At 71.6% G+C, this 26,167-nt stretch carries 20 protein-coding genes and 3 pseudogenes; 9 read left to right on the top strand and 14 right to left on the bottom strand.

Annotated elements, in window-relative coordinates; translation table 11 throughout:
• Positions 1–4: 4 nt before the first annotated feature.
• Positions 5–775, bottom strand: coding sequence for a polysaccharide deacetylase family protein (locus tag OG787_RS22380; protein WP_369030334.1), 771 nt, complete (start codon positions 773–775; stop codon positions 5–7).
• A 328-nt stretch (positions 776–1,103) separates the two neighbouring features.
• Positions 1,104–2,228, bottom strand: a complete 1,125-nt coding sequence (locus tag OG787_RS22375) for a CPBP family intramembrane glutamic endopeptidase (RefSeq protein WP_405536177.1) — start codon at positions 2,226–2,228, stop codon at positions 1,104–1,106.
• A gap of 147 nt (positions 2,229–2,375) precedes the next feature.
• Here OG787_RS22375 and OG787_RS22370 point away from each other — a divergent pair, with 147 nt between their 5' ends.
• Both OG787_RS22370 and OG787_RS22365 read left to right on the top strand, forming a co-directional pair.
• Positions 2,376–4,751 (top strand): histidine kinase, encoded by a 2,376-nt coding sequence (locus OG787_RS22370; protein ID WP_405536176.1) that lies wholly within the window; start codon positions 2,376–2,378, stop codon positions 4,749–4,751.
• Entirely contained in the window at positions 4,736–5,401 is a 666-nt protein-coding gene (locus OG787_RS22365; RefSeq protein ID WP_405540555.1) for a response regulator, read from the top strand. The genes OG787_RS22370 and OG787_RS22365 overlap by 16 nt, the downstream gene beginning before the upstream one ends.
• A 38-nt stretch (positions 5,402–5,439) precedes the next feature.
• Here OG787_RS22365 and OG787_RS22360 read toward each other — a convergent pair whose 3' ends face one another.
• The 3 genes from OG787_RS22360 to OG787_RS22350 all read right to left on the bottom strand — a co-directional run bounded on the left by OG787_RS22360 (position 5,440) and on the right by OG787_RS22350 (position 8,765).
• Complete coding sequence (locus tag OG787_RS22360) at positions 5,440–6,567, bottom strand: HTTM domain-containing protein (RefSeq protein WP_405536175.1); 1,128 nt, start codon at positions 6,565–6,567, stop codon at positions 5,440–5,442.
• Positions 6,557–7,144 carry a DUF5819 family protein gene (locus OG787_RS22355; RefSeq protein ID WP_405536174.1) on the bottom strand — a complete coding sequence of 196 codons (588 nt, stop codon included), beginning with the start codon at positions 7,142–7,144 and terminating at the stop codon, positions 6,557–6,559. Before OG787_RS22355 ends, OG787_RS22360 begins: the two co-directional genes overlap by 11 nt.
• Before the next feature lie 310 nt (positions 7,145–7,454).
• Positions 7,455–8,765: an ice-binding family protein gene (locus OG787_RS22350; protein WP_405536173.1), complete on the bottom strand. Its 1,311-nt coding sequence runs from the start codon at positions 8,763–8,765 to the stop codon at positions 7,455–7,457.
• A gap of 308 nt (positions 8,766–9,073) precedes the next feature.
• Between OG787_RS22350 and OG787_RS22345 the strand changes: the two are divergent.
• Positions 9,074–9,430: pseudogene (locus OG787_RS22345) on the top strand (protein kinase domain-containing protein); the annotation flags it as partial.
• 262 nt (positions 9,431–9,692) lie between these two features.
• On the opposite strand, the gene OG787_RS22340 reads toward OG787_RS22345, so the two are convergent.
• From OG787_RS22340 to OG787_RS22315, 6 genes and pseudogenes are all read right to left on the bottom strand, one after another.
• Positions 9,693–11,924 (bottom strand): BTAD domain-containing putative transcriptional regulator, encoded by a 2,232-nt coding sequence (locus tag OG787_RS22340; protein WP_405536172.1) that lies wholly within the window; start codon positions 11,922–11,924, stop codon positions 9,693–9,695.
• Positions 11,921–14,446 carry an FtsX-like permease family protein gene (locus OG787_RS22335; RefSeq protein WP_405536171.1) on the bottom strand — a complete coding sequence of 842 codons (2,526 nt, stop codon included), beginning with the start codon at positions 14,444–14,446 and terminating at the stop codon, positions 11,921–11,923. Before OG787_RS22335 ends, OG787_RS22340 begins: the two co-directional genes overlap by 4 nt.
• A gap of 458 nt (positions 14,447–14,904) precedes the next feature.
• Positions 14,905–15,588, bottom strand: a pseudogene (locus tag OG787_RS22330) (ABC transporter ATP-binding protein); the annotation flags it as partial.
• 33 nt (positions 15,589–15,621) lie between these two features.
• A complete protein-coding gene (locus OG787_RS22325; protein WP_369030276.1) occupies positions 15,622–16,044 on the bottom strand; it encodes a hypothetical protein in 423 nt (140 codons plus the stop codon).
• 147 nt (positions 16,045–16,191) lie between these two features.
• Positions 16,192–16,857 carry a response regulator gene (locus OG787_RS22320; RefSeq protein WP_369030277.1) on the bottom strand — a complete coding sequence of 222 codons (666 nt, stop codon included), beginning with the start codon at positions 16,855–16,857 and terminating at the stop codon, positions 16,192–16,194.
• A gap of 110 nt (positions 16,858–16,967) precedes the next feature.
• A complete protein-coding gene (locus OG787_RS22315; RefSeq protein WP_405536170.1) occupies positions 16,968–18,137 on the bottom strand; it encodes a sensor histidine kinase in 1,170 nt (389 codons plus the stop codon).
• A 132-nt stretch (positions 18,138–18,269) separates the two neighbouring features.
• Between OG787_RS22315 and OG787_RS22310 the strand changes: the two genes are divergently transcribed.
• Together OG787_RS22310 and OG787_RS22305 are read left to right on the top strand one after the other, a co-directional pair.
• The gene (locus OG787_RS22310) at positions 18,270–19,070 is read left to right on the top strand and encodes an SGNH/GDSL hydrolase family protein (RefSeq protein ID WP_405536169.1); all 801 of its coding nucleotides are present in this window, start codon (positions 18,270–18,272) and stop codon (positions 19,068–19,070) included.
• A gap of 29 nt (positions 19,071–19,099) precedes the next feature.
• Positions 19,100–20,095 (top strand): DUF6879 family protein, encoded by a 996-nt coding sequence (locus OG787_RS22305; RefSeq protein WP_369030280.1) that lies wholly within the window; start codon positions 19,100–19,102, stop codon positions 20,093–20,095.
• A gap of 147 nt (positions 20,096–20,242) precedes the next feature.
• On the opposite strand, the gene OG787_RS22300 is transcribed toward OG787_RS22305, so the two are convergent.
• Together OG787_RS22300 and OG787_RS22295 are read right to left on the bottom strand one after the other, a co-directional pair.
• Entirely contained in the window at positions 20,243–20,527 is a 285-nt protein-coding gene (locus OG787_RS22300) for a hypothetical protein (RefSeq protein ID WP_369030281.1), read from the bottom strand.
• 19 nt (positions 20,528–20,546) lie between these two features.
• Positions 20,547–20,696, bottom strand: coding sequence for a hypothetical protein (locus OG787_RS22295; protein WP_405536168.1), 150 nt, complete (start codon positions 20,694–20,696; stop codon positions 20,547–20,549).
• Positions 20,697–20,975: 279 nt separating this feature from the next.
• Between OG787_RS22295 and OG787_RS22290 the strand changes: the two genes are divergently transcribed.
• From OG787_RS22290 to OG787_RS22275, 4 genes and pseudogenes are all read left to right on the top strand, one after another.
• The gene (locus tag OG787_RS22290) at positions 20,976–21,140 is read left to right on the top strand and encodes a hypothetical protein (protein ID WP_369030283.1); all 165 of its coding nucleotides are present in this window, start codon (positions 20,976–20,978) and stop codon (positions 21,138–21,140) included.
• Positions 21,141–21,229: 89 nt separating this feature from the next.
• A complete protein-coding gene (alr, locus tag OG787_RS22285) occupies positions 21,230–22,396 on the top strand; it encodes an alanine racemase (RefSeq protein WP_369030284.1) in 1,167 nt (388 codons plus the stop codon).
• 157 nt (positions 22,397–22,553) lie between these two features.
• A complete protein-coding gene (locus tag OG787_RS22280) occupies positions 22,554–24,044 on the top strand; it encodes an MFS transporter (RefSeq protein WP_405536167.1) in 1,491 nt (496 codons plus the stop codon).
• Between the two features lie 182 nt (positions 24,045–24,226).
• Positions 24,227–24,551, top strand: a pseudogene (locus OG787_RS22275) (RNA polymerase sigma factor); the annotation flags it as partial.
• A 211-nt stretch (positions 24,552–24,762) separates the two neighbouring features.
• Here the strand turns inward: OG787_RS22275 and OG787_RS22270 are convergent.
• Complete coding sequence (locus OG787_RS22270) at positions 24,763–26,166, bottom strand: MFS transporter (RefSeq protein WP_405536166.1); 1,404 nt, start codon at positions 26,164–26,166, stop codon at positions 24,763–24,765.
• Position 26,167 lies beyond the last annotated feature (1 nt).

Genomic DNA, 26,167 nt, shown 5'->3' with positions numbered 1-26,167 from the left:
GGGTTCAGCGCACCGGGAAGCCGAAGGCGTAGCCCTCGGCCTTGAGCTGGGGGAGGACCCGGCGCAGGGCCTCGACGGTCTCCGAACGGTCGCCTCCGGCGTCGTGGAAGAGGAGCGTCGGCCCGTTGGGCAGCTCGCGCTCGACGGTGGCGACGATGGCGTCCGCGCCCGGGAGTTCGAAGTCCTTGGTGTCCACGTTCCAGCCCAGCGGGCGCATGCCCCGGGAGGCGGCCAGCTTGCGGCTGTAGGGGGTGAAGGCGCCGCCGGGCGCCCGGTAGTACATCGGCCGTACGCCGCCGGAGGCCTCGGTGATCATGCGTTCGGCGTCGAGGATCTGCTGCGACTGGTAGGCCTCGGACTTCTTGTCCATGGTGGTGTCGTGGGACACCGAGTGGTCGCACAGGCGGTGCCCGGCCGCGACGACCTGCTTCACGAGGTCCGGGTGGGCCTGCGCCTGCGTCCCCACCATGCAGAACGTGGCCTTCACGCCGTACTCCCGCAGTACGTCGAGGACTTGGGGCGTCCACTCGGGGTCGGGGCCGTCGTCGATGGTGATGTTGACGCCGCGCGCACCCGCGTCCGAGGCGTGCGCGATGGTCACCGCGACCGGCTTGACGGCGGTGGCCGGCTTGGCCGAGGTCACCTTCGGCGACGCGTCGCCGACGGCTCCGGCCTGCGCGGTCCACATCGAGGCACCGGTGGCGAGCAGCGTCACCCCGAGCGCCGCGCCGAGCACCTTGCCGTACCAGCCACGCCCGCCGCTGTGCCGTGCCATGTCCGCCCCGCTCTCCCGCAGTTCCACGCCGATTCCTTGGTCACTTCGCGACCAACTGGCAGGACGAGGAACGGAGGCCGGAGGATGCGTCCGTTACCGATCAAGGACAATCCCGGGGTGGTTCCCGGACAACGGGGGAACGGGCTCCGCGCCGCCAGCACGCCGCCAGCACGCCGTCAGCGCGGGGGCCGGGTGGAGTCACCGGGCGGGGGTGCGGCGAGAGTTGTCGTCCCCGTCGGTAGATCCGGCGCGTCTGTGTGGCCGCCGGGGGAACCGGGCACTGGGACGTCTGGGACGTCTGGGACGTGGGGGATAGGGCCGTACGCCGTCAGTGCGGGGGCCGGGTGGTGTCGCCGGGTGGGGGTGCGGTGGGAGTCGCCCCCGGCGGCAGGTCCCGCGCGTTCGTGCGGCCGCCGTGGGGAGCCGGGCCCGGGACGTAGGGGAGAGGGGCGTGACCTGCGGGGAACTGGGGGTGCGCCGAGGGGAACTGGGCGTACGCGGCGGGGGATTGGGGATGCGCGGCCGAGAAGGGCAGCGGCGGTGGGACCGGTGCCGGCGCGGGGACGGTGCGGGTCGGCGTGCGGCGGTGGGCCAGCCAGAGGACGGCTGCCGTGTACAGGGCGATGCCGGTCAGGTCGACGGCCACGACCTGCCAGGGCGCGTCCGCAGCCGTGTCGTCGGTCTTGAGGCCGTCCACGACGGCGGCCGAGACGCCGAACGCCAGCAGGTTGCTCACGGCGTGCAGCCCGATCGCCGCCTCCAGTCCACCCGTACGTACGGTGAGCCAGCCCGCGACCATCGCGAACACGACCAGATCGGCGAAGCCCCACGGGGTGCCCCAGCCGTGGGCGGCGCCGAACAGGACGGCCTGCGGCACGAGCGCCCACCAGGGGGAGCGCAGGAAACCGCCGACCGCCTGTGTGAGCCAGCCGCGGAAGACGTACTCCTCGGCGGCGGCCTGAAGCGGCACCAGGACGACCAGCATGGCGAGGGCCGGACCGAAGACCTCCCAGCCCGCCCACCGCGCCGGCTCGGCATCGTCCATGGGCAGGAGGAACATGGCTCCGGTGGTCACGGCGAGGACCGGCAGGGCCGCCAGCACGCACCACCCCAGCCAGCGCCACCGCAGTCCGCCCGTCACGGACGAGACGGTGCCCGCCGGGCGGCGGCCGATCCAGAGCACCGCGAGCAGCACGACGGGCAGGGCGGAGGCGATCGCCAGCAGATCGAGGGCCGTGCCGGTGACGGGGCCGAACTCGACGGTCCCGTCGGGACCTTCGGGATACCCCTTGGCCGACCCCAGGACGGAGCCGATGCCGTACAGCAGCCCGGCCACGACCACACACGCCACGGCCACGAACCCGGTGCCCAGCACGGGCCGCCACCATCGATGGCGTACCGAGACGCGTGCCATGCGGTGGTAGGGGAGCAGTTCGGGGAGGGGGTTCGTCATGGGGACAAGCCTCTCCGTGGGCGCGGGCACCCACATCCGCCGCCGGCACGAACGCCGCCTCTGTCGGAGGGTAGAGGCGGGTGGAGAGCGACCTGGCACCCGGGTCCCGTGTCGGCCGTAGCGCCCTGGTCCTACGCTCGTGCCGAGATGGAGACGACGATACGCAACTGGCTGCTCCCCGCGCTGCTCGCGACCGGACAGCTCGCCTGGCTGTGGCCCGGAGCCGGCCTGGTCGGCGCGGAGGTGCCCGGGGCGGCGGCACTTGTCGCCGTCCTGGGCGCGGTGGCCGCCGAGACGGCCGCGCTGGGCCGGCGACGACAGACACCGGTCCGGGCCCTCGCCTGGTCCCTCGGCGCCCTCTTCGTGGGTCAACTGGCCTGGCAGGACGGCTACTTCGGGTTGGGTACGCCGATCGCGCTGTACTCGGTCGCGGTCCGCTGCCCGGTCCCCGTGACCGTACGCGCGCTCGCCGCCGCCGTGGGCGTCGAGTGGCTCCTCTCCCTCGTCCACCTCGGGGTCCGGCCCGCGCTCGCCGCGGAGTTGGTGCTCGGCGCGCTCGTGTACGCCGTGTGCGTGGGGCTCGGTGAGGCGCGGCGGCAGTGGCTCAAGGGGCGCTCGCTCGCGGCCGGGCGGCTGGCCGGCGCGGAGGAGACCCGGCGGCGGGCGGGCGACACCGAACGGCAGCGGCTGGCCCGCGAGTTGCACGACGTGAGCGCCCATCACCTCACCTCCGTCGTCATCACGGCCGACGCCGCACGCCGACTCGGCGACAGCAGGCCGGAGTTGACGGCCGAGGCGCTGACGTTCGCCGAGCGCACCGGCACCGAGACCCTGACGGCGCTGCGACGGCTCGTAGGCCTGCTGCGCGACGCGGACCGCCCGGATCCGCGCCCGATGACCGCCCGTATCGAGGAACTCATCGCCGGATTCGGCCGGTTGGGCCGTCCGATCGACGCCGTACTCCCCGCCGACCTGGCCGGTCCGGCGGCCGAGGCGGTCCACGGGATCGTCCGCGAGGCCCTGACCAACGCCCTGCGGTACGCCCCGGGTTCGGCGGCGCACGTGAGCGTCGTGCGCGGGGAGGGCGTACTGGAACTCACCGTCGACAACGCGCCCCCGCGCGGCGCGGTGCCGGACGGTGTCGGCGGCGTGGCCGGTCTGGGGTCGGGGCGCGGTGTCGCGGGGATGAAGGAGCGGGCGGCGGCCGTGGGCGGGGAACTGACGGCCGGCCCCGCACCCGGCGGTGGCTGGCGGGTGCGGGCCACGCTGCCCGACGTCACGGGGCCGTGGGGCGCACCCGAGGGCGCGGGCGGGCGCGACGTGCTGCGGGAACAGCGACTGGCCGACCCCGCACTGGTGCTGACGGCGACGCTCCTCCCCCTGGTGTTCGCCCTGGTCACGATGGAGGAGTGGACGGCCACGAGCCTGCGCGCCACCCTCCCGGACCTGCTCCTCGTGGCCGCGCTGCTGACCGCGCACGCGGTGCCGCTGCTGTGGCGGCGGCGCGCTCCGTGGCCGGCGTTCCTCGGCGTGCTGGCCACATCGTGGCTGTGGCCGGTGGCGGTCGCCGTGGCCGGCCTGCCGTCCCGGGTGTCCGAGTTCTTCGCCGGCGGAGCGCTCGCGGAACTGCTCGCGGTGTACGCCGTCGCGGTCTACGGCCGGGGAGCCGCCCGCACCTGGCCCGCGTGGTGCGCGGCGGCGGTCTCGCTCTCCGGAACCCTCGTCGCGACGGCGGGCGCGGACGGCAGGCTGATGGACGAGACCTCGATATGGCCCGTCGCCCTGGTGATGTTCATCCCGCTGACCGTGCTGTTCGCCGCCGTGTTCGCCGCCCTGTGGGGCGCCGGACTCGCCGTAAGGCGCCGTCGCCTGCGCATCCTCGCCTGGGACGACTACGCGCTGGCCGGCACCCTGTGGCACGCGGAACGGGCCGCGGACGCCGAACGGCACCGGCTGGCGGCGAAGTTGCACGACGCCGTCCTGCACCCCACGACGGCACTGGTCGAACAGGCCAGGCAGGGACGGCTGGAGGAGGTCGCCGCCGGTGCCCGTGCGGCTCTGGCCGCCATGCGCGAACTTCTCCACAGCCTGGGGAAACCGGAGGAGGCTCCCGGGCCGGGGCCTGCTCCGGCGCCCACGGCGGCGGACCTCGACGCGCTGTGCCGGTCGATGCGCGCCGCCGGCCGGGACGTCACGCTGCGGGGCCTGCCGAGGGCCGCGCGAAACCTGCCGCCCTCCGTGACCCGGTCGGCGTACCGGATGGTCGAGGCGGCGCTCGACGCGGGGGGCCGGGGCCCGGTACGGGTCACGCTGCGCCGACGGCGGAACACCCTGCGCGTCACGGTGACGGGCGTACCGGCGGCCGTGACCGGCCCCGTGGCGGAACGCCTGAAGGTGCAGGTGGGGACGGGAACAGGCAGCGTCACCTTCGAACAGACCGGTACGGTACGGGTGTTGCTGTCGACGCGCCCGAGTCCGCGGGAGCCCGTCCAGGAGGTGTTCCCGTCATCACCACCCGTGTGATGGTCGTCGACGACCAGGCGGTGGTCCGCGCAGGATTCGCCGCCATCGTGGACGCCGAACCCGATCTGACGGTGGTCGCCGAGGCCGGTGACGGGGCGTCGGCGGTGGAACTCGCCGCGGCCACGGCGCCCGACCTGGTCCTGATGGACATCCGTATGCCCGGCATGGACGGCCTCACCGCGACCCGTCTCATCACCGCGCAGGAGCCCTGCCCCCGCGTCCTGGTCCTGACCACCTTCGACCTGGACGCCTACGTGTACGAGGCGTTGCGCGCCGGGGCCTCCGGGTTCCTGCTCAAGGACGCCCTCCCCGAGGACCTGCTGTCCGCGATCCGCGTGGTCGCCACCGGCGAGGGCATCCTGGCCCCGACCGTGACCCGCCGCCTCATCGACACCTTCGCCCAGGGTGCCCCGCAACCACCGTCGGTGACAGGCGAGTTGTCCTCCCTCACACCCCGCGAGAACGACGTCCTGCTGCACATCGCCTCGGGCCTGACGAACGCGGAGATCGCCACCGCCCTCGGAGTGACCACGGGCACGGTGAAGACCCACGTCAACGCCCTGCTGACCAAACTGGGCCTGCGGGACCGGGTCCAGGCGACGATCCTGGCGTACGAGAGCGGGTTGGTCAGGCCGCGCGGAACGGCCTGAGCACGGGAGAGCGAACCCCAGCGCGGGTCGGCGTGGCCTCAGCCAACCGGTTCGCTCTGTGCGGGTACCCGTGCGCGGGGTGTCCGGGACGCGTCCGCAGTCCTTCCGGAACCTGCTCCTCGCACGGTGCGGCGCCACAGCCGTCCCAGAGCCAGGTAGAAGCGGTCCGGAAGGAAGACGGCGTCGGCGATGATCATCGCGCCGGAGAAGAGGGGCAGTCCCATGAGTACCCCGATACCCAGGTGCATGCCCAACAGCATGGTCAGGACCGGGTACTTGAGCCGCCCGAACAGGACGAACGGGAAGGCGACCTGCAACAGCACCGTCAGGTAGCAGGCGAGGGCGATCAGCAGGTCGTGCTCGTCCGCCATGAGGGAGAGTTCGGGCCAGGGCCGGAACAGGTCGAGGTTCAGGACGTAGTGGAGGGCGGTCCCGTTGCCCCAGGATCCGCCCTGCACCTTGTACAGACCCGCGGATCCGTAGAGGAAGCAGACCTGGGCCGCGATGACGAACATCCCGCAGTTGTGCAGTACGGCGGTCAGCGTCCGCCGGGAGGCGCGGAGGTGCTGCCCGAGCCCGCCCGCCGGCCGGTCCACCGGCAGGCGCGCCTCAGCATCCGCGCCCGCCCGAAGCCGGGTTCTGCGTGCGTCCAGGGACCAGCGACGGCCGCATGCGGTGAGGACGAGGTAGACGGCCATGAGGAGGATGAGGTTGTCTCCGCCGTCGGTCATGAAGATCGCCCTGCCGTGGAACGACGCGACCACGACCGCGAACAGCACGGACACCGCTCTGGTCCGCCAGCCGAGGGCGAACAGCGCCGACGCGGCGAGGGCCAGCGCGTAACAGGCCTCGAAGTAGGCCCGGTTGTCGGACAGGGTGAGGATGCCCACCCATCCCGTCTGGTCGAACAGCTGCCGCGCCAGCTCCGGCGTCCACGGTGATCCCGGACCCCAGATCTCGTCGCGGTGCGGAAACTCGCGGAGCAGGAAGACGAGGTAGAGCAATCCGTATCCGATGCGCAGGACCGCCGCGGCGTACAGGGAGACCGGCCGCTCGGTCAGGACGCCGAGGGCCGCATGAACACGGTCGGGTGCGCGGTGCGGCCCGCCCGCCCCGGCCCTCTCGGCGGTACGAGGGTGCCGTACGGGTGCCGGCTCAGTTTCCATGGGAGTCCGCCTCCACCTTCCACCAGGGCAGATACCGCGTGTCGGCCGCTCCTGGCGCGACCGCGGCCACGCCCGTGCCGCCCGCCGGGGCGGGCGCGGCGATGGGCACGGTGACCACCCGTAGCTGGATGGCCTCGAAGCTCCCGCCACGGCGCCCGGCGACGCGCTCCGACGCGATGTTGGTCAGGTACCGCTGAATCATCAACGCCCGCTGCGAGCGCGGCCGGTCGTCGCCGCCGTGGTGTTCGAGGTACGAACTCCAGGCCCGGCGCAGCATGTTCTGCGCCGTATGACTCGGGAAGACGTTGTGCTTCACCGCGGAACTGTCCACGGCGGTCAGCTCGAACCAGCCGCTCACCTGCACGGTGCCGTCCGGCGCGGTGTGCGTGGTTCTCGCTGAGATCTGCCGGTTGACGGACTCCGGGTCCGGGGCGAAGAGCCGCCAGTTCTGCTCGAACAGCGGGAAGACCCACGCGTTGACCTGGCGGCTGTACTGCTGGGAGAGCGGATTCGGGGGTGCCACGTGCAGGAACACCAGGAGCACATGGACCAGGACTGTCGTCAGGCAGAGGAACACGGCAGCACTCGTCGCCGCTCTCAGGAGGACCGGCGGAGGCTCCGATTGTTCCGTGGGTCTCTCCTCGGATTCTTCCGTCGGTTCCCGCGTGGATTCCCGCGTGGATTTCTGCGTGAATTCGTCCGAAGGTACGTCCGCGGATACGTCCGCATCCGTCGACGCAACGCCATCCGGCACGGCCCCACCCGGCCTTTCGATCCCGGCTTCTCTCACTGCTTCTCCCGAGCTTTCGGCGGCGGCGTGCGGCGGAATCGACAACGATCCGCCGCGCGCCGGGCGCCGTCCGTCCCCTCAGGGACGCATGTACGACTCAGTGACGAGCGTCGACGTAGTGGTCGTCTTCGCCGGGCTTGCTGTCGTGCTCGTCGTAACCGCCGTGCTCTTCGGGCTTGCTGCCGTACTCGTCGTAACCGCCGTGCTCGTCAGGTTTCCCGCCGTGCTCGTCGTGTCCGCCGTGCTCGTCGTGTCCGCCGTGCTCGCCGTGTTCGCCGGGCTTCCCACCGTGGCCATGGCCACCGGGCTTGCCCGGCTGCCCGCCGTGGTCGTGTCCGGGTCCGCCGTTGCCGCCGCCGTTCGCGCCGCCGTTGACGCCTCCGATGGTGGCGCCAGTGGTCCCGCTTGTCGTGGTGCCGGCGACCAGGCCGCCGAGCACTCCGCCCGTGGTGCCGCCCGACGTCAGGACGCCGCCGAGGAGGCCACCCGGGGTGCCGCCGGTTCCGCCGCCCGTCGGCACGCCGCCGATGGCGCCGACGGTGGTGCTGCCCGTGGTGCCCGTGGTCGTGGCCCCGGCGATGACACCGCCGCTGACCAGCCCGCCCGTGGTCCCGCCGGTCGCGCACGGGCCCAGGAAGATCCTGTTCGTGTCCAGCGTCACGGCGCCGTCACCGGTACCGCCCGCATCGGCAAGCAGTCGGCCGTTGATGATCGCCCCCGTGGTGGCGCTGATCGAGGTGTTGGCCAGGATGGTGCCCACGAACGAGGTGTGGGTACCGAGCGTGGCCGAACTGCCCACCTGCCAGAACACATTGCACGGTGAGGCGCCGTTGACCAGGCTCACCGTGCTGTTCTCGGCTGCCGTCGTCAGAGTCGAACCGATCTGGAACACCCAGACGGCATTGGGGTTTCCCAGGGCGTCCAGGGTGAGTGTGCCGGTGATCTGTGCGCTGCTGTTCGCCCTGTAGAGGCCCGGCGTCAGCACCTGGCCGCCGAACTCGTGGGGAGCGTCGTTGTACACCACGGGGTCCAGCGACTGTCCGGCGGCCTGGTTGTACGCCGTGGTCAGCTCGATCTTGGCCTGGCCCGCGTGGGCATCGGCAGCGTGCAGAGTCCCGGGCGGGGTCACGGTGCCCGCCGGGGGTCCTGTGAACCCGACGATTTCTGTACCGGGGCTCACACCGACGTTGAGACCTTCGACCACCGTGGGGCCGGTGTTGGTGACCGTCGCCCCACCCAGTACTCCGTAAGTGGCCAGCGTCGTACCGATCGGTACGGGGGTGGCAATGGCATTTGCGCGTGTCGGCGTCAGAGCGATCACGACAGCGGCGATCACCACGGCCGTCACCGCCGTGATCCACATCGACATCGTGCGCCGCGCAGGCGCGTCTTGGATATTCAGCGTCATCGAGGGGCCAACTCCTTTGAGAGGATGATCTTGGCGATTCTCGGCCGCGCAGAATCGCCTGATTCTGCGGGTGGCGTATTACGCAGAAAAGTACTCCGGTTTCTTGCCTCTCCGGGTGAGGTAGCTGAAATGGAAGAGCCCTTTGTGATAGCTGTACAAATGATTAATGGGCTGAATGCTGCTGCTGTTCGCCTGGCTTGACGGCGGGCCGACGGCCCTCGTGAGCGTGGTGCGAGAGCAACCTGGCCGAGGTGCGGGTTCGGGAATTAATTTCCCTGCTTCGCGGGCGATTTCCAGGATTTGTATTCATGCACCGAACGATTCTCCAAGGCGGTGTCAGGGCCTTTCAGGTCCGAGTAGGAGGCGTTTCGTGGAGAGTGAGTGCTCGGATCAGGACCGGGGTGGCAACACCGGCAGCGGTGGGATGGGCGTCGTCTGGCTGGCCTGGGAAGAGCGGCTCGAACGGCGGGTCGCGGTCAAGTGCGCACGCCTGGACGACGTACGTCTCCTCGCGCAGCCTCGCCCAGATCGTGACGGAGCGTGGCCCGCTCACGCCTGAGGAGGCCGGGTCGATCGGCTGCCAGATCGCGGCCGCGCTGGCGAAGTCCCACCACGAGGGCGTGCTGCACGGCGATGTGACTCCGGAGAACATCATCGTCACCGGCGAAGGCGTCGCGAGACTCACCGGCTTCGGGATCTCACGGGCCCTGTGGAGCGACGTCACCCACTGCACGACGGGCAGTGTGCGCACCGTCTTCGCGCTCGCGCTGACCGGCAGAGCGATGCTGGGCGTCCCGCCACGTGAGTGGTCCAACCGTCGACACCGCCAGACGCAGACCACGACAGCCCCCGCGCCCCGCCCGTCTGCGACCGTGGACAGAGGGGCGCCTGCGAGCGCAGTCGCACCCCGGAGAGAAGGCGAGAGTGTCAGTGTCCCGAGGCGGGGTCGTCCTTGCGGGCCGGGCACGCTCCCGGAGCCGTCGGGCCGGCCCCGCGCAGGTGCCGGGCCAGGCGGGCCGGGTCGGTGTCGGGCCGGGACGCCAGTTCGCGGGCGAGTACGGCGTGCCGGAGCTGTCGGGCGGACGGCGTCTGGGTGCTCAGGACCACGTCGCGGGCCAGCTCGGGCAGGCGGTAGCGGCCGGTGCCGCTCGTGCCGGGATCCGCGTCCCAGACCAGGACGCGGGCGGTGACGGCGGCGTCGATCAGCCGCAGCAACCCGTCCGGGGCCAGGCCCTGGACGGCGGCGAGCAGGCCGACGTCCAGCCAGTCACCGTCGGCGGCGGCGAAGGCGAGCATCGTCCGGGTCCCGTCGGGCAGTTCGACCAGTCTGGCGTGCAGGATGTTGCGTACCGCGGCCGGCACCTGTGCCCTGGGACCGGTGCGCCGCGCCGGCGGAAGCCTGAGCAGCTCGGCCAGGGCGAACGGGTGCCCCTCCGCACGCCGGTGCAGCGCCGCCGCCTCCTCCGGCGGGACGCCCTTCTCGCCGTGCGCCGCGAGCAGTTCGGCCACGTCGTCGGGGGTCAGCGGGTCCAGGGTGAGCCAGGTCGCGCCGAGCCGGGCCAGGTCGGCGAGCAGCAGGCTGGACACGGGGGCGTCGGGGTCGCGCAGGGTGCACACGAAGACGACCGGGGCCTCCCGCAGCACCTTCGCGAGGCGCCTCAGGAGGCGGTGGAAGCCCTGCGGGGCCTGGTCGAGGTCGTCGACGACACACAGGGTGGGGGCTTGGGTGAGTTCCCGGACGACCGTGCCGAGCGGGTCCTGGCGCGCGACGTCGTCCTGGCCGGAGTCGGTGCCGTCCTGCCGTAGCGCGTCCAGGAGTTGGACGGTGGGGCAGGTGCGGGAGATCCCGCGGTTCCCGCTGAGCGCCTGGCCGGCCCTGGTGCGGGCGACGGTGAACCCGGCCGCCACGGCCCGGGCGGCCAGCTCCTCCGCCAGCCGGGTCTTGCCGGTTCCCTGCTCCCCGCCCACCACGGCCCACTGGGGGCGGTTCGCGGAAGCCGCCGCCAGCAGGGCCGCCAGTCGCGTCATCTCCTCGTCCCGGCCCACGAAGGGTTCCGGCTCGGGGCGTACGCACGCGGTGGCGAAGCCGGACCCTGGGGACAGCGTCGTACCGGACGAGGAGCCGGACGTGGAACCGGACGTGGAGCCGGACGAAGGTGTGCCGAGTACGTCGACGTCGTGTCGCAGGATCGCGGTGTGCAGGTCCCTCAGCTGGGGGCTGGGGTCCAGGCCCAGCTCCGTGGCCAGCCTGGTGCGGAACCGCTCGTACTGCCGCAGCGCCTCGACCGGCCGCCCCGCCGCGTAGAGCGCGCGCATCAGCAGGGCCCAGGACGTCTCCCGATGCGGGTCCCTGCGTACGAGACTGTCGGCGACGTCGATCGCCTGTTCCGTCTCGCCCTGCTGGACGAGGATCGTGGCCCGGAGTTCCCTGGCGTCCTGGAGGGCGCCGTCGAGCCGGGTGCGCTCGCGCATCGCGAAGGCGTGCTCGCAGGCCTCGGCGAGGGCCTCGCCGCGCCACAGCCCGAGCGCCGTGTCGATCTCCTGCCGGGCGGCGGGGAGTTGACGGTTCCGCAGGGCCTCGCGGGCCCTGCTCACGGACTCCTCGAACAGGGTTGTGTCGCGGGCTTCGCGGGGCACCTTCAGGGCGTAGCCGGTCGGGCCGCTGACCAGCATGGTGGAGCGGCCCTGCCGTACGGGGTCGAGTACCGCGCGCAGCCTGCTGATGTGGGCGCGTACGGAGGAGGCGGCACCCGTCGGCCGGTCCGTGGGCCACAGATCGCGCAGGAGGGTGTCCTGCGAGACGGGGCGGCCGTCCTCGATGAGCAGCCGGACGAGCAGCAACCGCCGCTGCGGGGGCCCCACTTCGAGGCAGACGTCACCGTGCAGCACCTCGACGGGACCGAGCACGCAGAACCGCGTCGGGTGCGCGTGAGGCAGGTCCGACGGGCCGGACACGTCCTGGGGCATGCGGGCCGCACGGCGAAGGGGAGAAAGAGAGGAAAGGGGAGAGCGGTCCAGGGCGCCCGGTCCGGTCCCGGCCGCCCCGCTACCGCTACCGCCGCCGGTGCTCGCCGCCGACACCGCGGGTCCCGGAGCGGCCGGCCGAGGGGGTGTCGCTCCGCTGCCGTCCGCGTGCGGTTCGCGGCGGTCCTGGTTCATTCGGTGTCTCCCAGCGCGGTCATCGGCGTGATACGGGTGGCGCGGCGGGCGGGCAGCAGACCGGCGAGCGCGGTGAGTACCGCCAACCCCGCGAAGACCAGTAGCAGTTGTGCGCCCGGTAGTCGCAGCGGCGCGTCGGTGACGGCTGTGCTGATGAGGAGCCGGGCGTAGGGGATGCCGAGCGCCAGCCCGAGGACGCCGCCGAGGACCCCGTACAGGCCCGCCTCCAGGGTGATGGTCCGGCGCAGTGCGCCGCCGCTCAGTCCCAGGGCGCGCAGCAGCCCGAACTCACGGGTGCGTTCGATCGCGGTCAGGCTGGTGGTCGCGGTGACACCGACGACGGCCATGAGGACGGTCAGGGCGACGAGCCCGAGAGAGACCGTGCCCATCGTGCGGACCGTGTCCTGGCTGCTGTCCCGGCTCTCCGCCAGGACGCTGATGCCGACGTCGTCCGGGTCGGCGACCTGCGCGCGGATCGTGCTCTCCAGGGCCCGCTGCGCCTTGCCGCGGGCGACGAGACCGTCCGTGGCGGCGTCGGCGTAGATGCCGCTCGCGTTCTCGGCGGCGCCCATCCGGTCGAGATCGGCAGGTGCGACGAGTACGTCCGCGAGGCCCGGCCCCTTGCCGGGCAGTGTGGCGGCGACGGTCAGCCGGATGTCGCCGCGCCGGGAGGCGAGGGTGAGGGTGTCGCCCGCCCGTACGCCCAGGAGGTCGGCCACGTCGGCCGAGACGACCGCGTGGTCCGGGCCGAGTTCGTCGAGGGAGCCGGTGGCGGTGTCGATGGACTCGGCCTTGGGGAGGGCGCCGGGGTCCAGGTCCGTCACCTCGAACTCCCGGGATCCCGCCGTGACTTGGACGGTGCGGTAGCCGGTGACATGGGTGAGTTCGGGCGCTGCGGCGAACTGCCGTACGACGGTGGCGTCCAGGCCCTTGTCGCCGGCCGCGACCCGGAAGTCGGCGGGGGCGTCGACGGCGTCGGTGCGTTCCATGTAGCCGCCCAGACAGGCGACGCAGACGAGGGCGCCGGAGACCAGGGCGGCACCGAGGGCGACGACGACGGAGACGGCGGCGGCACGGCGGGGCATGCCTCCGACACCGCTGACGGCCAGCCTGCCGGTGGTGCCGAGCCGGCGCAGCGGCCATCCGGCGACCGTCAGGACGGGGCGGACCAGGAGGGGGCCGAGGGCGATCAGCGCCAGGAAGGCGAGGGCGGCGGACGCGACCGTGGTCATCATGGCGAGGTCGCGGTCACTGCCGCGCAGTGCCGCGAGTGCCGTGGCCGCGGCGGCGAGGAGGGCTCCGGTGACGAGGCGGGAGGCCTCGACACGGCGTTCGCTCGCGCCACCGCCCGCCGCGCGCAGCGCCTGGAGCGGGGACACACGGGCCGCCGACAGTGCGGGGGCGAGGACCGCGCCGACCGTCACCAGCATGGTTCCCAAGACCACGAGCACGGCGTACGTCACGGGGAGACCCGGCGCCGACAGTTCCCGTCCGGCGCTGCGGGCCACCACGGGGGCCAGGTGCCCGGCACCCAGGGCAGCCGCCACCCCGAGCGAGCCCGCGATCCCGCCCACCAGGGCGCCCTCGACGGCGAGCGCGGTCACCAGCCGGTGCCGCGAGGCACCGATGGCGCGCAGGAGCGCCAACTGCCGCAGCCGCTGGGCGAAGACGATACGAAAGGACGAGGTGGCGACCAGAGCGGCCGCCCCCACCGCCACGGCGAGGAACACGGAGAGAAGCAGGAACACCTCACGCAGGTCCCCGCCCACGGCCTCGCGCTCCTCCTGGGCCCGTACGGCCGCACCGGCCTTGAGCGACGCGCCGCCACCGAGCACGTCGCGCACGCGTGCGGACAGCTCACCCGCCGGGGCACCGTCCTCGGCGCGGATGTCGACGTGCTGATAGCCCGGCAGATCCGCGAGCCGCCCGACGTACGCGTCGGTGGTGTAACCGCTGGACCGCTGCTCGGCGGTGGTGGTGCTCTTCACGACGCCAGTGACGATGACGGCGACCTTGACGGTTCTCTCCGCGTCCTCGGGATCAGGGATCACCAAGGTCGTGCGGGAGCCGGGGGCGAGGCCCAGCTCCTCGGCGGCCCGCCGGTTGACCGCGATCCGGCCGGCCCGGTCGGGGTAGCTGCCCTCGACGAGCCGGACCAGGGACAGCGGTCCGGTGCCGGGGTCGGCGCGGAGCTCCAGCCAGCGCTCGGACGGGCCGGCGAGCGGCGCGCCGGAGTCGACCCGGCCGACGGCCTCGGCGACACCGGGCAGCGCGCGGATCCGCTCGAGCGCGGCACCGCTGATGTTCGAGTCACCGGCGATCGCGACCAGGCTCACGGTCTCGGGGGTGCCACGGAAACGGTCGAGGGCGGTGTTGGTGGCGATCTCCTGCGCCATGACCGCGCCGAACACCACGAAGGCGGCCACCAGCACGGACAGCCCGGTCGTCAGCAACCGCCCTGGCCGACGCAGCAGTTCGGCAAGCTGCGAGCCGAGAACGCTCGCACGCCAGGAGACGCTCACCGGGTCCTCCCTGCGGGGCGCGCGGTTGGGGCGGCGCCCACGGTGTTTGTGGTTCCGGCGGTTCCGGCGCTGCCTGCGCTGCCTGTGCTGCCCCCAGTGCCAGCGGTTCTGGCGAAACCCGCGGTTCCGGCGCTGCCCGCGCTGCCTGCGCTGCCTGTGCTGCCCGCAGTGCCAGCGGTTCTGGCGAAACCCGCGGTTCCGGCGCTGCCCGCGCTGCCCGCGCTGCCCGCGCTGCCCGCGCTGCCCGCGCTGCCCGCGCTGCCCGCGCTGCCCGCGCTGCCCGCGCTGCCCGCGCTGCCCGCAGTGCCAGCGGTTCTGGCGAAGCCCGCGGTTCCGGCGAGGCATGCAGCATCTGTAGTTCCGGCGGCTCCTGCGACTCCGGCGGCTCCTGCGGTGTCCGCGGCTCCCGTCGTGCCCGGCGTCCCCGCCATCCCCCGCATCCCCGGCCCCCGCGTCGCATCGACGTCCTCGACCACGCGTCCGTCCGCGAGGACGAGTATGCGGTCGGCGTGGGCGGCGGCCTGCTGGTCGTGGGTCACCATGACCACGGTTTGGCCGAGGTCGCGTACAGAGCGGCGCAGGAGGTCGAGGACCTCCGCGCCGGAGCGGGAGTCCAGGTTGCCGGTGGGCTCGTCGGCGAAGAGGACGACGGGTCGGGCCAGCAGGGCCCGGGCCAGTGCCACGCGTTGCTGCTGGCCGCCGGAGAGTTCACCGGGTCGGTGGGTCATCCGGTCGCCGATGCCGAGCACCCCGACGAGGTGGTCGAGCAGGTCGCTGTCCAGGTGCCGGCCGGACAGGGTGACGGGCAGCACGATGTTCTCCAGGGCCGTCAGCTGGGGCAGCAGGTTGAACGACTGGAAGACGAAACCGACCTTGTCCCGTCGTACGCGGGTCAGCTGCCGGTCGGACAGACCGGTCAACTCCGTGTCGCCCAGGACCACTTGGCCCGAGGTCGCCGAGTCGAGCCCGGCCAGGCAGTGCATCAGCGTCGACTTGCCCGAGCCCGACGGGCCCACGATCGCTGTGAACCGCGCGGGAGCGAACCCGACGGTCACTCCGTCCAGAGCCCTGACCTGGGCCTCGCCCTGACGGTAGACCTTGACCAGGTCCACGGCCGCGGCGATGTGTTCCGGCATGTTCATGAGCTGAATTCCCTTCCCTCCGTCCCGTCGTACTCAGGAGGCGATCGGAGGGAATTGGATCGTGACCTTCGCATTCGAGCAGTGGCTGTTGGCGTCGTCCGCCAACTCCTGCAACCTCTCCTTCGCCGGGGGCGTGCCCTCCCCCTTCGCGTTCTGGGCCGCCCACCCGCTGTAGACCGAGATGCTGGCGCCGAGGTACCCGTCATCCAGCTGCGCCCTGAGCTGCCGCTCGCTCGTCACCCACTTCTCCACGGCCGCCCCGCCACTGGGGATCTCCCGCGCGGAGTCGACGAGTTCCTGCGCCAGCCGGCAGTCGGTCCTGGACGCCTGGCTCGGCCGGTCGCGCTCGCTCTTCCACCAAGAGGCGCCCGCGACCCCGGCCCCCGTGAGAAAGAGCATGGCGACGACGCCGAAAAGAATTGCCCTGTTGTGCCGCGGGCGTGCGAGAGCAGTCATGATGACCTCCGAGGAATTCCGTCCGATTTCCGTCCGACGCTTTCGTCATTCGGTACGGATCGATTCTCGAAGGCCGGGCGGCGCGGCACATCGGACCGGAACCCGATCCCTACGCCCCGTATCTGCAACCGCGGTTAGAGGGCGGGCCTACGACTGTGGGCTGACAAGCCCCGAGTCGAAGGCGAAGATGACGGCCTGCACCCGGTCGCGCAGCTCCAGCTTGGTCAGGATCTTGCCGAAGTGCGTCTTCACGGTCGCCTCCGCGATGAACAGACGGGCGGCGATCTCGCTGTTGGACAGCCCCTCGCCGACCAGACCGAGAACCTCTCGCTCCCGCGCGGTCAGCAGGTCCAGCCGCGCGTCGTGGCGGGCCTCGGGCGCCAGTTTCCCCGCGAACCGGTCCAGGAGCTGGCGGGTGACGCGCGGGGCGACGACGGACTCGCCGGCCGCCACGACACGGATCGCCGAGACGACCTCCTCTGGCGGGGTGTTCTTCAGCAGGAAGCCGCTCGCCCCGGCCTGGAGCGCGGCGAAGGCGTCCTCGTCGGTGTCGAAGGTGGTGAGCACCAACACCCTCGGTGTGTAGGAGAGTTGGCCGATCCGTCGAGTCGCCTCGACCCCGTCCATGACGGGCATCCGGATGTCCATGATGACCACGTCGGCCCTGGTGCGGGCCAGCAACGCGAGGGCGTCCGCGCCGTTCTCGGCCTCCCCCACGACCTCGATGTCGCTCTGCGCGGCCAGCACCATCGCGAACCCCGCCCGGATCAGCGGCTGGTCGTCCACCACGACGACCCGGATGGGCCTGCTCATGCCATCCACGCCCATGCCATCCACGCTCATGCCATCCACGCCCCGGTCACTCATACCCTCGTCACCCACGCCCCCGTCACCCACACCTTCGTCACTCACGCCCTTGCCACTCATGCGCTCGTCCTCACCGGAATCTCCGCGTCGACCTGCCACCCCGCGCCCAGGCGCGGCCCGGCGGTGAAACGGCCGCCGGACACCTCCACCCGCTCGCGCATGCCCACCAGCCCGTTCCCACCGCTGACCCGCTCCGCCGCCGCCCCGGGGTCGGCCAGCCGGCCGGCCCCGTCGTCGACCACGCCGATCCGTACGACGTCCCGGTCGAAGCGCAGGGTGATCTCGACCCGCGCACCGGGACCGGCGTGCCGCAGCACGTTGGTCAGGCTCTCCTGGACGATCCGCAGCACGGTCAGCTCGTCCGCCGTCGACAGCCCGCCCCGCTCACCCTCGACCATCAGGTCCACCTTCAGCCCCGCGGCCTCGGCCCGCTCGGCCACCGTCTCCAGGTCGTCCAGCGATACCCGACGGCGCACGGAGCCGGGGTCGGTGTCCTGCGCGGACTGCGCGGAGGTCCGGCCGGTCCGCAGCACCCGCACGATCCGGTGCATGTCCTCCAGCGCGTCGCGCCCGGTGTCGCCGATCGCCTTCAGTGCCGAACCCGCCTTGTCCGGATCCGACTTGAGGACGTACCTGGCGCCGTCCGCCTGCAGGGTCATCACCGCCAGACTGTGGGCCACCACGTCGTGCAGCTCCCGGGCGATCTCCGCGCGCTCCTCGGCGGCCGCGATCCGCACCAGGTGCTCACGTTCCCGTTCGGCGGTGGCGGCCCGGGCCTCCAGGCTCTCCGCGTACAGCCGACGGGTCCGCATGGCCGTGGCGGTCAGCCACACGGCCGCGCAGACACCCTCGAGGGCGATCATGTCGATGAGGGCCTCGTGGGCGCCCAAGGCCATCGCCGAACCCAGCAGGACGATCCCGCCCGCGGTGAAGTGCTGCCACATCCGCGGGGAGTGGGTGACCACCGACACCATCGCGACGATCAGCGCCAGGTCGTACGACGCCGGGACGGACGCCAGCGCGTACTGGATCAGCCCGAGCCCCGAGACCAGGCCCATCACCGCCATCGGCCGACGCCGGCGGAACGCCAGTGCCAGGGCCATCGCCACGCCGATGAACCAGTCGTTCGCGTCCTCGTAGCGCAGAGCCAGCCAGACCATCAGGACCACGATGGCGATGTCGTACGCCGTGTGGATCCACGGCAGTGCCTGTATGCGGCGCAACATGGCGAACAGGCTACGACATCGCCACGCGCCGGCTTTCTTGAAAGGAAGTCAATTCCCGACAACAAACCGACAATTCCCGAGCAACAGGCCGCGGTTACCTTCGGATCCGCGATCTGCAATCAGAGGGAACTCATGCGTAAATTCAAGTCGGTTGTCTTCGGTGCGATGCTGGCGTTCGCCGGTGCCGCGACAATGTCCGGAACTTCCGCCCAGGCGGCGTCGGCCCCTGAATATGTGGCCCTGGGTGATTCGTACGCATCCGGCGTCGGCGCCGGTTCGTACGACACCGCGAGCGGCGACTGCAAGCGGAGCACGCTCAACTACCCGCACCAGTGGGCGGCCGCGAACCCCGAGTACACGCTGAAGGACGTCACCTGCAGCGGCGCGACCATCGCGGATGTGCGCAACAACCAGCTGTCCGCCCTGAGTTCGACGACCAGCTTCGTCACCCTCACGGTCGGCGGCAACGACGCCCAGTTCGCCTCGGTGGTCAAGGCCTGCCTCACCGAGAGCGACAGCTACTGCCGGACGGCCACCGGCTGGATGTCGTACTACGCCAGGAACCAGCTGGTGACGGAGCTGGCCGGCCTCTACAAGGACATCAAGACCCGTGCGCCGAAGGCCCTGATCCTGGTCCTCGGCTACCCGAAGACGCTCGCCGACACCGGCACGTGCCCCGTGATCGATCTCAGCTCCGCCAAGCGCACCGCCATGAACGGCCTGGCCGACGCCCTGGCCGAGGGCACCAAGGCCGCGTCCGTCAAGGAGCCGGTCTACTTCCTCGACATGCGGGCGACGTTCACCGGCCACGGCGCGTGCGGCTCCGACTCGTGGATCAACGACCTGAGCAAGGGGACGGCCGAGGTCTTCCACCCCAACGCGGCGGGCTACACGAACGGTTACTCCGCCAAGCTCAAGGCGACCTGGGGCTGACCACGCAACAGGCAACAGGAGGACGAACTGTGTCACTGTCCGATGTCATAGGTCTCGACACGACGGCTTCCGCTGTCTACCGAGCCATGCTCGGCAACCCCGCGGCCGACGTGGCCGAGCTGAGCGGCATGCTCCGGCTCACCGTGGGTGAAGTCGCGGACGCACTGGACGCGTTGGCCGACAGCGCACTGCTGGAACCGTCGAGGGCGACCCCCGGCATGTTCAGGGTCGTCGACCCGAGGGTGGCCCTGGAGCGGGCTCTCCAGCAGGAGGAAGAGGAACTCCACCGCAAGCAGCGGAAGTTGGCGGACAGCAAGGCCAAGGCCGCACAGGTCCTCGCGGAGTTCGAGCGGCCGGGCCGGGTGGAGAGCGGCGACGAGCACCGGTCGGTCCGTATCACCGGCCTCGACGCCATCCAGAACGAACTCGAGGTCCTGGCCCGGGGCCTGCGCTCGGATCTCCGCTCCGTCGTCCCGGGCGGCGCCCAGTCCGCGGCGGCGCTGGCCGCGGCCCGCCCCCTCGACGCGGAGGTCCTCGCACGGGGCGTGCAGATGCGGACGCTCTACCAGGACAGCGCCCGCAACGACGCCGCGACCATCGAGCACGCGAAATGGCTGACCGAGCACGAGGGCCAGGTCCGTACGGCGCCGCTCCTGCCACCGCGGTTGCTGGTCTTCGACGGCCGCATCGCCATGATCCCGCTCAAGCCGTCCGACACCCGGGCCGGGGCCCTGCGTACCGAGGATCCCGCCGTGGTGAGGAACCTCGTGGCGATGTTCGAGCAGGCGTGGGAGATGGCCGTACCCCTCGGGGCGGACGGGACGTCGGACGCGGGCAGCCTGACCCCGACGGAGCGGGAGATCCTCCGGCTCCTCGCGAGCGGCATCACCGACGAGGCCGCATCGCGACGCCTGGGCGTCTCCATGAGAACGGTGCGCCGCCAGATGGCGGCACTGATGGAGCGCCTCGGCGCGTCCAGCCGCTTCGAGGCGGGAATCAACGCCGCCAGACGGGGGTGGCTGTAGAGCCCCCACCCCCGGATCCAGCCCGCTGAGCCGGTATGCCACGGCTCAGCGGGCAGCGCCCCAAAGGGGCGCGGGGCTGTGTCTGTTTGCGGCTCCGCCGCGTGGGCGCGACCAGCCACAACGATGCCGCAGGTGACCGACGACCTGTCACGGCACTTCCATCGGAGCGCTCAGACGTTGGTACGCCTGAAGCGCCGGGACGATCCGCAGCCCCCTCAGGAGACGTTCCAGCCGCGAGGACACCTCGCCCGCGTCCGTCCCCCGGAGGAACAGATGCAGCGCCAGACCGGCGCCGTCGTCCCGCACCCTGATGTGCTGAAGTCCGTCCTCCGGCCGCGAATGCACCCAGACGGCGTCCTGGACGATCTGGGATTCCCCCACCCCCGGCGGCAGACCGTCGTGCCGTCTCAAGTACGTGTACGCACAGATCACTTCATCCCCCTTCTTCCCCTCAGTCCCAGATGACGCTGCTCGTGCCGGCCTCGGCGCCGACCGTGCGGTCACCGCCGCCCCCCGACGTCTCCATCACGGCGGACGCGAGGCCGAAGAGCACCGCGGCCGACAGGACCAGGGAGACCAGGGTTCGGGTCGTGACACGCATGGCAGATCCATTCGCTCAATTCGGGGAGGCCGGGCGGCTCCGTCTTCCGGAATCAAGTCTGTACCGGCAGGTGGGAGTGCGGAAGGCGAGAAGGCCGGCACCAACCGGCCTGGCAGCAAGGTGACAACCGCGGCACCGCGCGCGGGCCCCGTGGACGCTTGCGGACAGGCCTGTTCCGACCAGCCCGCTCGGCTGTCGTCCGCCGCGAACGGCCCGTAATGATTGGCGACATCGCCGGTCGTCGGGACCGGCCCCCGCCGCACCCAGGGAGAACCGATCATGGCCAACCACACTGCTTCCACCGCCGTCCGCCCGACCGCCACGACCGCCGTACGCGGCAACAGGGGTACGGGGACCGGCGACCGGGGTGCGCGTGTCCCCGTCCTGATGATCGCCGCACAGCCCCGCAAGCTGAACCGGAACGACTTCGTCCTGGTCAACTGACCACGACCGCCGGGCATTTGACCTCCCGCTCGCCCTTGCCCTTCCCTGCCAGCCGCCACCACGTGAACCCGAGTCAGGAGAGCCGCCTCATGCGCCACGCACCCCAGGTGAGAGCACGCGCCGAGATCGACCTCGCCGCGCTGCGCTCGAACGTGCGCGCCCTGAGCGCGCGGGTCGCGCCCGGCGGCGCCGGACTCATGGCCGTGGTGAAGGCCGACGCATACGGCCACGGCATGGTCGAGTGCGCTCGCGCCGCCCGTACGGCCGGTGCGCGATGGCTGGGCACGGCCACCCCGCACGAAGCGCTGGCCCTGCGTGCAGCGGGCATCGACGGCCCCCTCATGTGCTGGCTGTGGACACCGGGCGACCCCTGGCAGGCATGCGTCGAGGCCGCGATCGACGTATCCGTCAGCGACCTCTGGGCGCTCGCCGAGGCAGGAGCCGCCGCCCGTGCGGCGGGCCGCCCCGCACGGGTGCAGCTGAAGGCCGACACCGGACTCGGCCGCAGCGGCTGCCAGCCCGCCGACTGGGCCGAACTGGTCGACATGGCACTCGCCCGCCAGGACGCGGGCGAGCTGACCGTCACCGGCCTGTGGTCGCACTTCGCGTGCGCCGACGAGCCCGGACACCCCTCGATCGACGCACAACTCGACCTCTTCCACGAGATGACCACGTACGCCGAGAAGGCCGGCGTCGAGCCGGAGGTCCGCCACATCGCCAACTCCGCGGCAGCGCTCACCCTCCCTCGAACACACTTCGATCTCGTACGAACGGGCATCGCCCTGTACGGAATCCCGCCCAGCCCCGGACTCGGCCGGCCCGAGGACTTCGGACTACGGCCGGTGATGACGCTGTCCGCGTCGCTGGCACAGGTCAAGGAAGTGCCCGACGGACACGGCGTCGGCTACGGCCACACCTACACGACCACCCACAGGACCACCCTGGGCCTCGTGCCCGTCGGATACGCCGACGGCATCCCGCGCCACGCCTCCGGCCGGGGACCGCTGCTGATCGAGGGCGAGACCGCTTGGCGGCGGGTCGCCGGGCGGATCGCCATGGACCAGTTCGCGGTCGACCTGGGCGGCGACACCGTGCCGCCCGGCTCCCGGGCACTGCTCTTCGGACCGGGCGACCACGGCGAGCCCACCGCCCAGGACTGGGCCGACGCGACAGGCTCCATCGCGTACGAGATCGTCACCAGGATCGGCCCACGGGTCCCGCGCGTCTTCCTGAACGCGGCGGGGGAACCGGCCTGACCGACCCCGCCGACACAGAACCCGACACCGCACACCTTTCTCGTCCCTCATCCCAAGGGCATCCGCAGCACCGCGCTGCCACTCCGCCCCGCCCTTGACGCCAGAACCCCACTGCCACCCGGCCCTTGAGGCCGCGCGACCCCTTACGGATGCCCTCATGTCTCTCGTCATGCCCAGGCGCCCCGCCACGACCGGCCGGTCCAAGGCCACGTCCGCGTCAAGCAGCGCCCCCGCCGGCTCGTCCAAGCGCTTCGTCCTGTACTCGGCCCTGGTCAGCTTCTTCCTGATCTCGCTCGACGGCTCCGCCATCAACGTGTCGCTGCCGGCCATCTCGAAGGACATCGGCGGCGGTATGTCGGGCCTCCAGTGGGTGATCGACGGCTACACCCTCACGTTCGCCGCGTTCATGCTGTCCGCGGGAGTGTTCTCCGACCGCCTCGGCGCCAAGCGCGTGTACGCCATCGGACTCGCCGGGTTCAGCGTCGCCTCCGCCGTCTGCTTCCTGGCACCGGACCTGAACGCGCTGATCGCCGCCCGGATGGCACAGGGCCTGGCGGCGGCGCTGATGCTGCCCACCTCCCTCGCCCTGATCCGTCAGGCGTACGAGGACCAGGCGGAACGAGCACGTGCCATCGCGATCTGGACGGCGGTGGGCGGTGTCGCCATCGCCCTGGGTCCGGTCATCGGAGGGGCCGTGACCTCCGCCACCGGCTGGCGGATGATCTTCCTCCTCAACGTCCCGATCGGCCTCCTTGGCCTGGCCCTCCTCGCCCGTATCGCCCGCTCGCCCCGCCGCCCCGCCCCGATCGACATCCCCAGCCAGCTGACGTTCCTGCTCGCCCTGGTCAGCGTCACGCAGGCGGTCATCACCATGGGCCACGCCGGATTCACGTACCCCGTACCGCAGTTGCTGCTCCTCTCCGCGCTGGCCTTCGGTGTCTTCTTCACCCTCCAGGCCCGCCGCGCCCAGCCGATGGTCCCCCCGAAGATCCTGCGCAGCCGCCCCGCCCTGGTGACCATCGCCGCCGGATTCGCCGTCAACGCGGTCTTCTACGGGATGGTGTTCGCGCTCGGCCTCTACTTCCAGCAGGTGAACGGCTACAGCCCGGTACTGGCCGGAGCCGTCTTCCTCCCCATGTGCGCCGTCGACCCGCTGGGCAACATCGTGGTGATGAAGCTGGAAGCCAGGTTCGGCGCCCGGGTACTCCTGGTCTGGGGCCAGCTGCTGATGGCCCTCGGCGCGGGCCTCATGCTCCTGGTCGACGGCTCGACCCCCGCCTGGCTCACCGCACTCCTCCTGCTTCCCCTCGGCTTCGGCGCCGGGCTCGCCGTACCGCCCCTGACGTCCACCCTGCTGGGCGGCGTACCGTCCGAGATCGCCGCGACCTCGGCGGCCGTCCTCAACACCTGCCGCCAGGTGGGCAGTTGCTTCGCCATCGCCCTGCTCGGCGGACTGGTCAGCAAGCAGGCCGGCTTCCTGGACGGCCTCCGCACGGGCGTCCTGACCGGCGTGGCGATCCTGTCCGCCACCGCAGCCATCACGTTCGTCTTCCTCCGCCGTACGCCGGCCCCGGCCACCACCCCGGTCCTCACCGACCAGACCCAGGCCAAGGCCGTCAACCGGGACAACCTCGGCCTGGCGTCGTAGCGGTCGGCGGTCCAACCCCGACGAATCGGCCCAGATGCCAACCGAGACCCCAGGTCATCGACCTGGGGTCTCACCATGGAGCGGGTGGGAGGGAACCGAACGCGCACCGCTGTCGACCGTGGCCGCCCCCCCGTGTGATCGTCGCCACAGAGACGGCAACTGCCAAGCGGACAGGGCTGGTTGTGGAACTTTCCCTGCGTGACCGGATACGCGCCGGCGATCCGGCAGCCTTCGCCGAACTGTTCGGCGCGCATGCCCGGGCCGTCTACGGACATGCCGCCCGTCTGTCGGCGGACCGGGGCACCGCGGAGGACGTGGTGTCCCTGACCTTCCTGGAAGCCTGGCGGCTCAGGGAGAAACTGAGACCCGAGGCCGAGGCGGCCCCCCGACGCCGACGCGTCCGACGCCGACGGACTGCGCCCCTGGCTGTACGGCATCGCCACCAACGTCCTGCGCAACACGCGCCGCGCCGCCCGCCGGCACAGCGCCGCGCTCGCCCGGCTCCCCGGCCGCCCCGGCATCGGCCTGAGTTACGGGGAACGCGACGACCGTACGGTCTGGGTCTTCGACCGGAACTCCCTCGCCTTCCTGGGCTCGACCGACGAGGCGCTGTTGGATGTGGGGGTCACGGACGAGACAGGCGAGACGCCGGCCGCGTGATTCCCTGTTCTCGGAGAGCGGCTCCGTCTCGCCATTGACTCGGACCGGGGTCCCCGCCTCAGGCAGGGACCCCCACCCGTTGCCGTTCCGTCTCGGCGAGGCGGGTCGAGCGGGTGCGGGTGCCGAAGACGGCCAGGACGATCGCGCCGACCAGCCACGTGCCGGCGATGAAGTAGAAGACGCTCTGGTAGCCGTGGCCGTTGTAGAGCGCCGCGACGATCAGGGGGCCGGCGGCGTTCGACAGGCGGCCCAGGCCGTACGAGACGCTCGTGCCCAGGGAGCGGCTGCGGGTGTCGAACAGCTCGGGGGAGTAGGCGTAGGCGAGGGCCGTGTAGCCGCGTTCGAAGAGGTTCACCAGGAAGCCGAACACGATGATGAGGGCCGGGTTGAAGGTGAGCCCGTACAGCAGGCCGCAGCCCGCGATCACCGTGCCGAACGCGACCAGGCACCACTTGCGTTCGAACCGGTCGGTGACCAGGGACGCCAGATAGCAGCCGAGCGGTGCGCCGACCGTGGTCAGGGCGACGTAGAAGACGGACTTCTCGACGCTGAAGCCCTCCTTGGCCAGCAGGGTGGGCGCCCAGCTGGAGTAGCCGAAGAAGCCGATGGTCTGTGTCATCCACAGGACCGTGAGGAGGAGGGTGGGGTACAGGTACTTCTTCTGGAGGAGCAGGCGGAGCGGCGCCTTCGCCGACGGGGTCTCGGGGACCGGGGGCGCGGGGTCGGCGAGGGGGCCGTGCTCCGCGGCGACGCTCGCCTCGATCTCCCTCAGGACCGCGTCCGCCTTGGCGTGCTCGCCCCTGCTCTCCAGCCAGCGCGGTGACTCCTTGAGGTGCCGGGTGAACAGGACGAGCAGGATGCCCAGCGAGCCCCAGACGTAGACCAGCCGCCACGACCAGTCGTTGAGCGGGACGACCGCGCTGGCGATGAGGTTGGTGACGGGCGTGCCGCAGATGCCGATGACGATGGCGTACGCCTGGAACTTGCCGCGGATCGCCGACGGGTACATCTCGTTGATGTAGACGACGCCCACGACGGTCATCGCCGACAGCCCCGCCGAGGTCAGGACGCGGAACACGCCGAGGGACACGAGGTCCCAGGAGAAGGCCGCCGCGAACGAGAAGACGCCGAAGAACAGCGTCGTCCAGAGCAGGGCCCGCTTGCGGCCCCAACGGTCGGAGATGGACCCGGCGACGATCGCCCCGACGAACATGCCGACGAACGAGAGCGAGGTGACGTAGGCGATCTGGTCGACCGTGATGCCCCACAGCTTGATCAGTTTCGGGGCGGTGGTGGCGAAGCTGTTGATGTCCGCGAACTCGAAGAAATAGGCGAACGCGACGGCGAGCAGGGTGACCTTGTGGAACCGGGAGACCGGAAGCCGGTCCAGCCGGTTCAGCGCGTTCGCGTGACCCGTGCCAGAAGGTGTCGCGTCAGAAGGTGTCGTGTCGGAGGTTGTCATG

Origin of the sequence: Streptomyces sp. NBC_00075, from assembly GCF_045041225.1 — a bacterium.
Lineage (GTDB): Bacteria > Actinomycetota > Actinomycetes > Streptomycetales > Streptomycetaceae > Streptomyces > Streptomyces adonidis.
The sequence above is the reverse complement of the archived record's forward strand: the minus strand, read 5'-3'. Positions and strand labels throughout refer to the sequence as shown.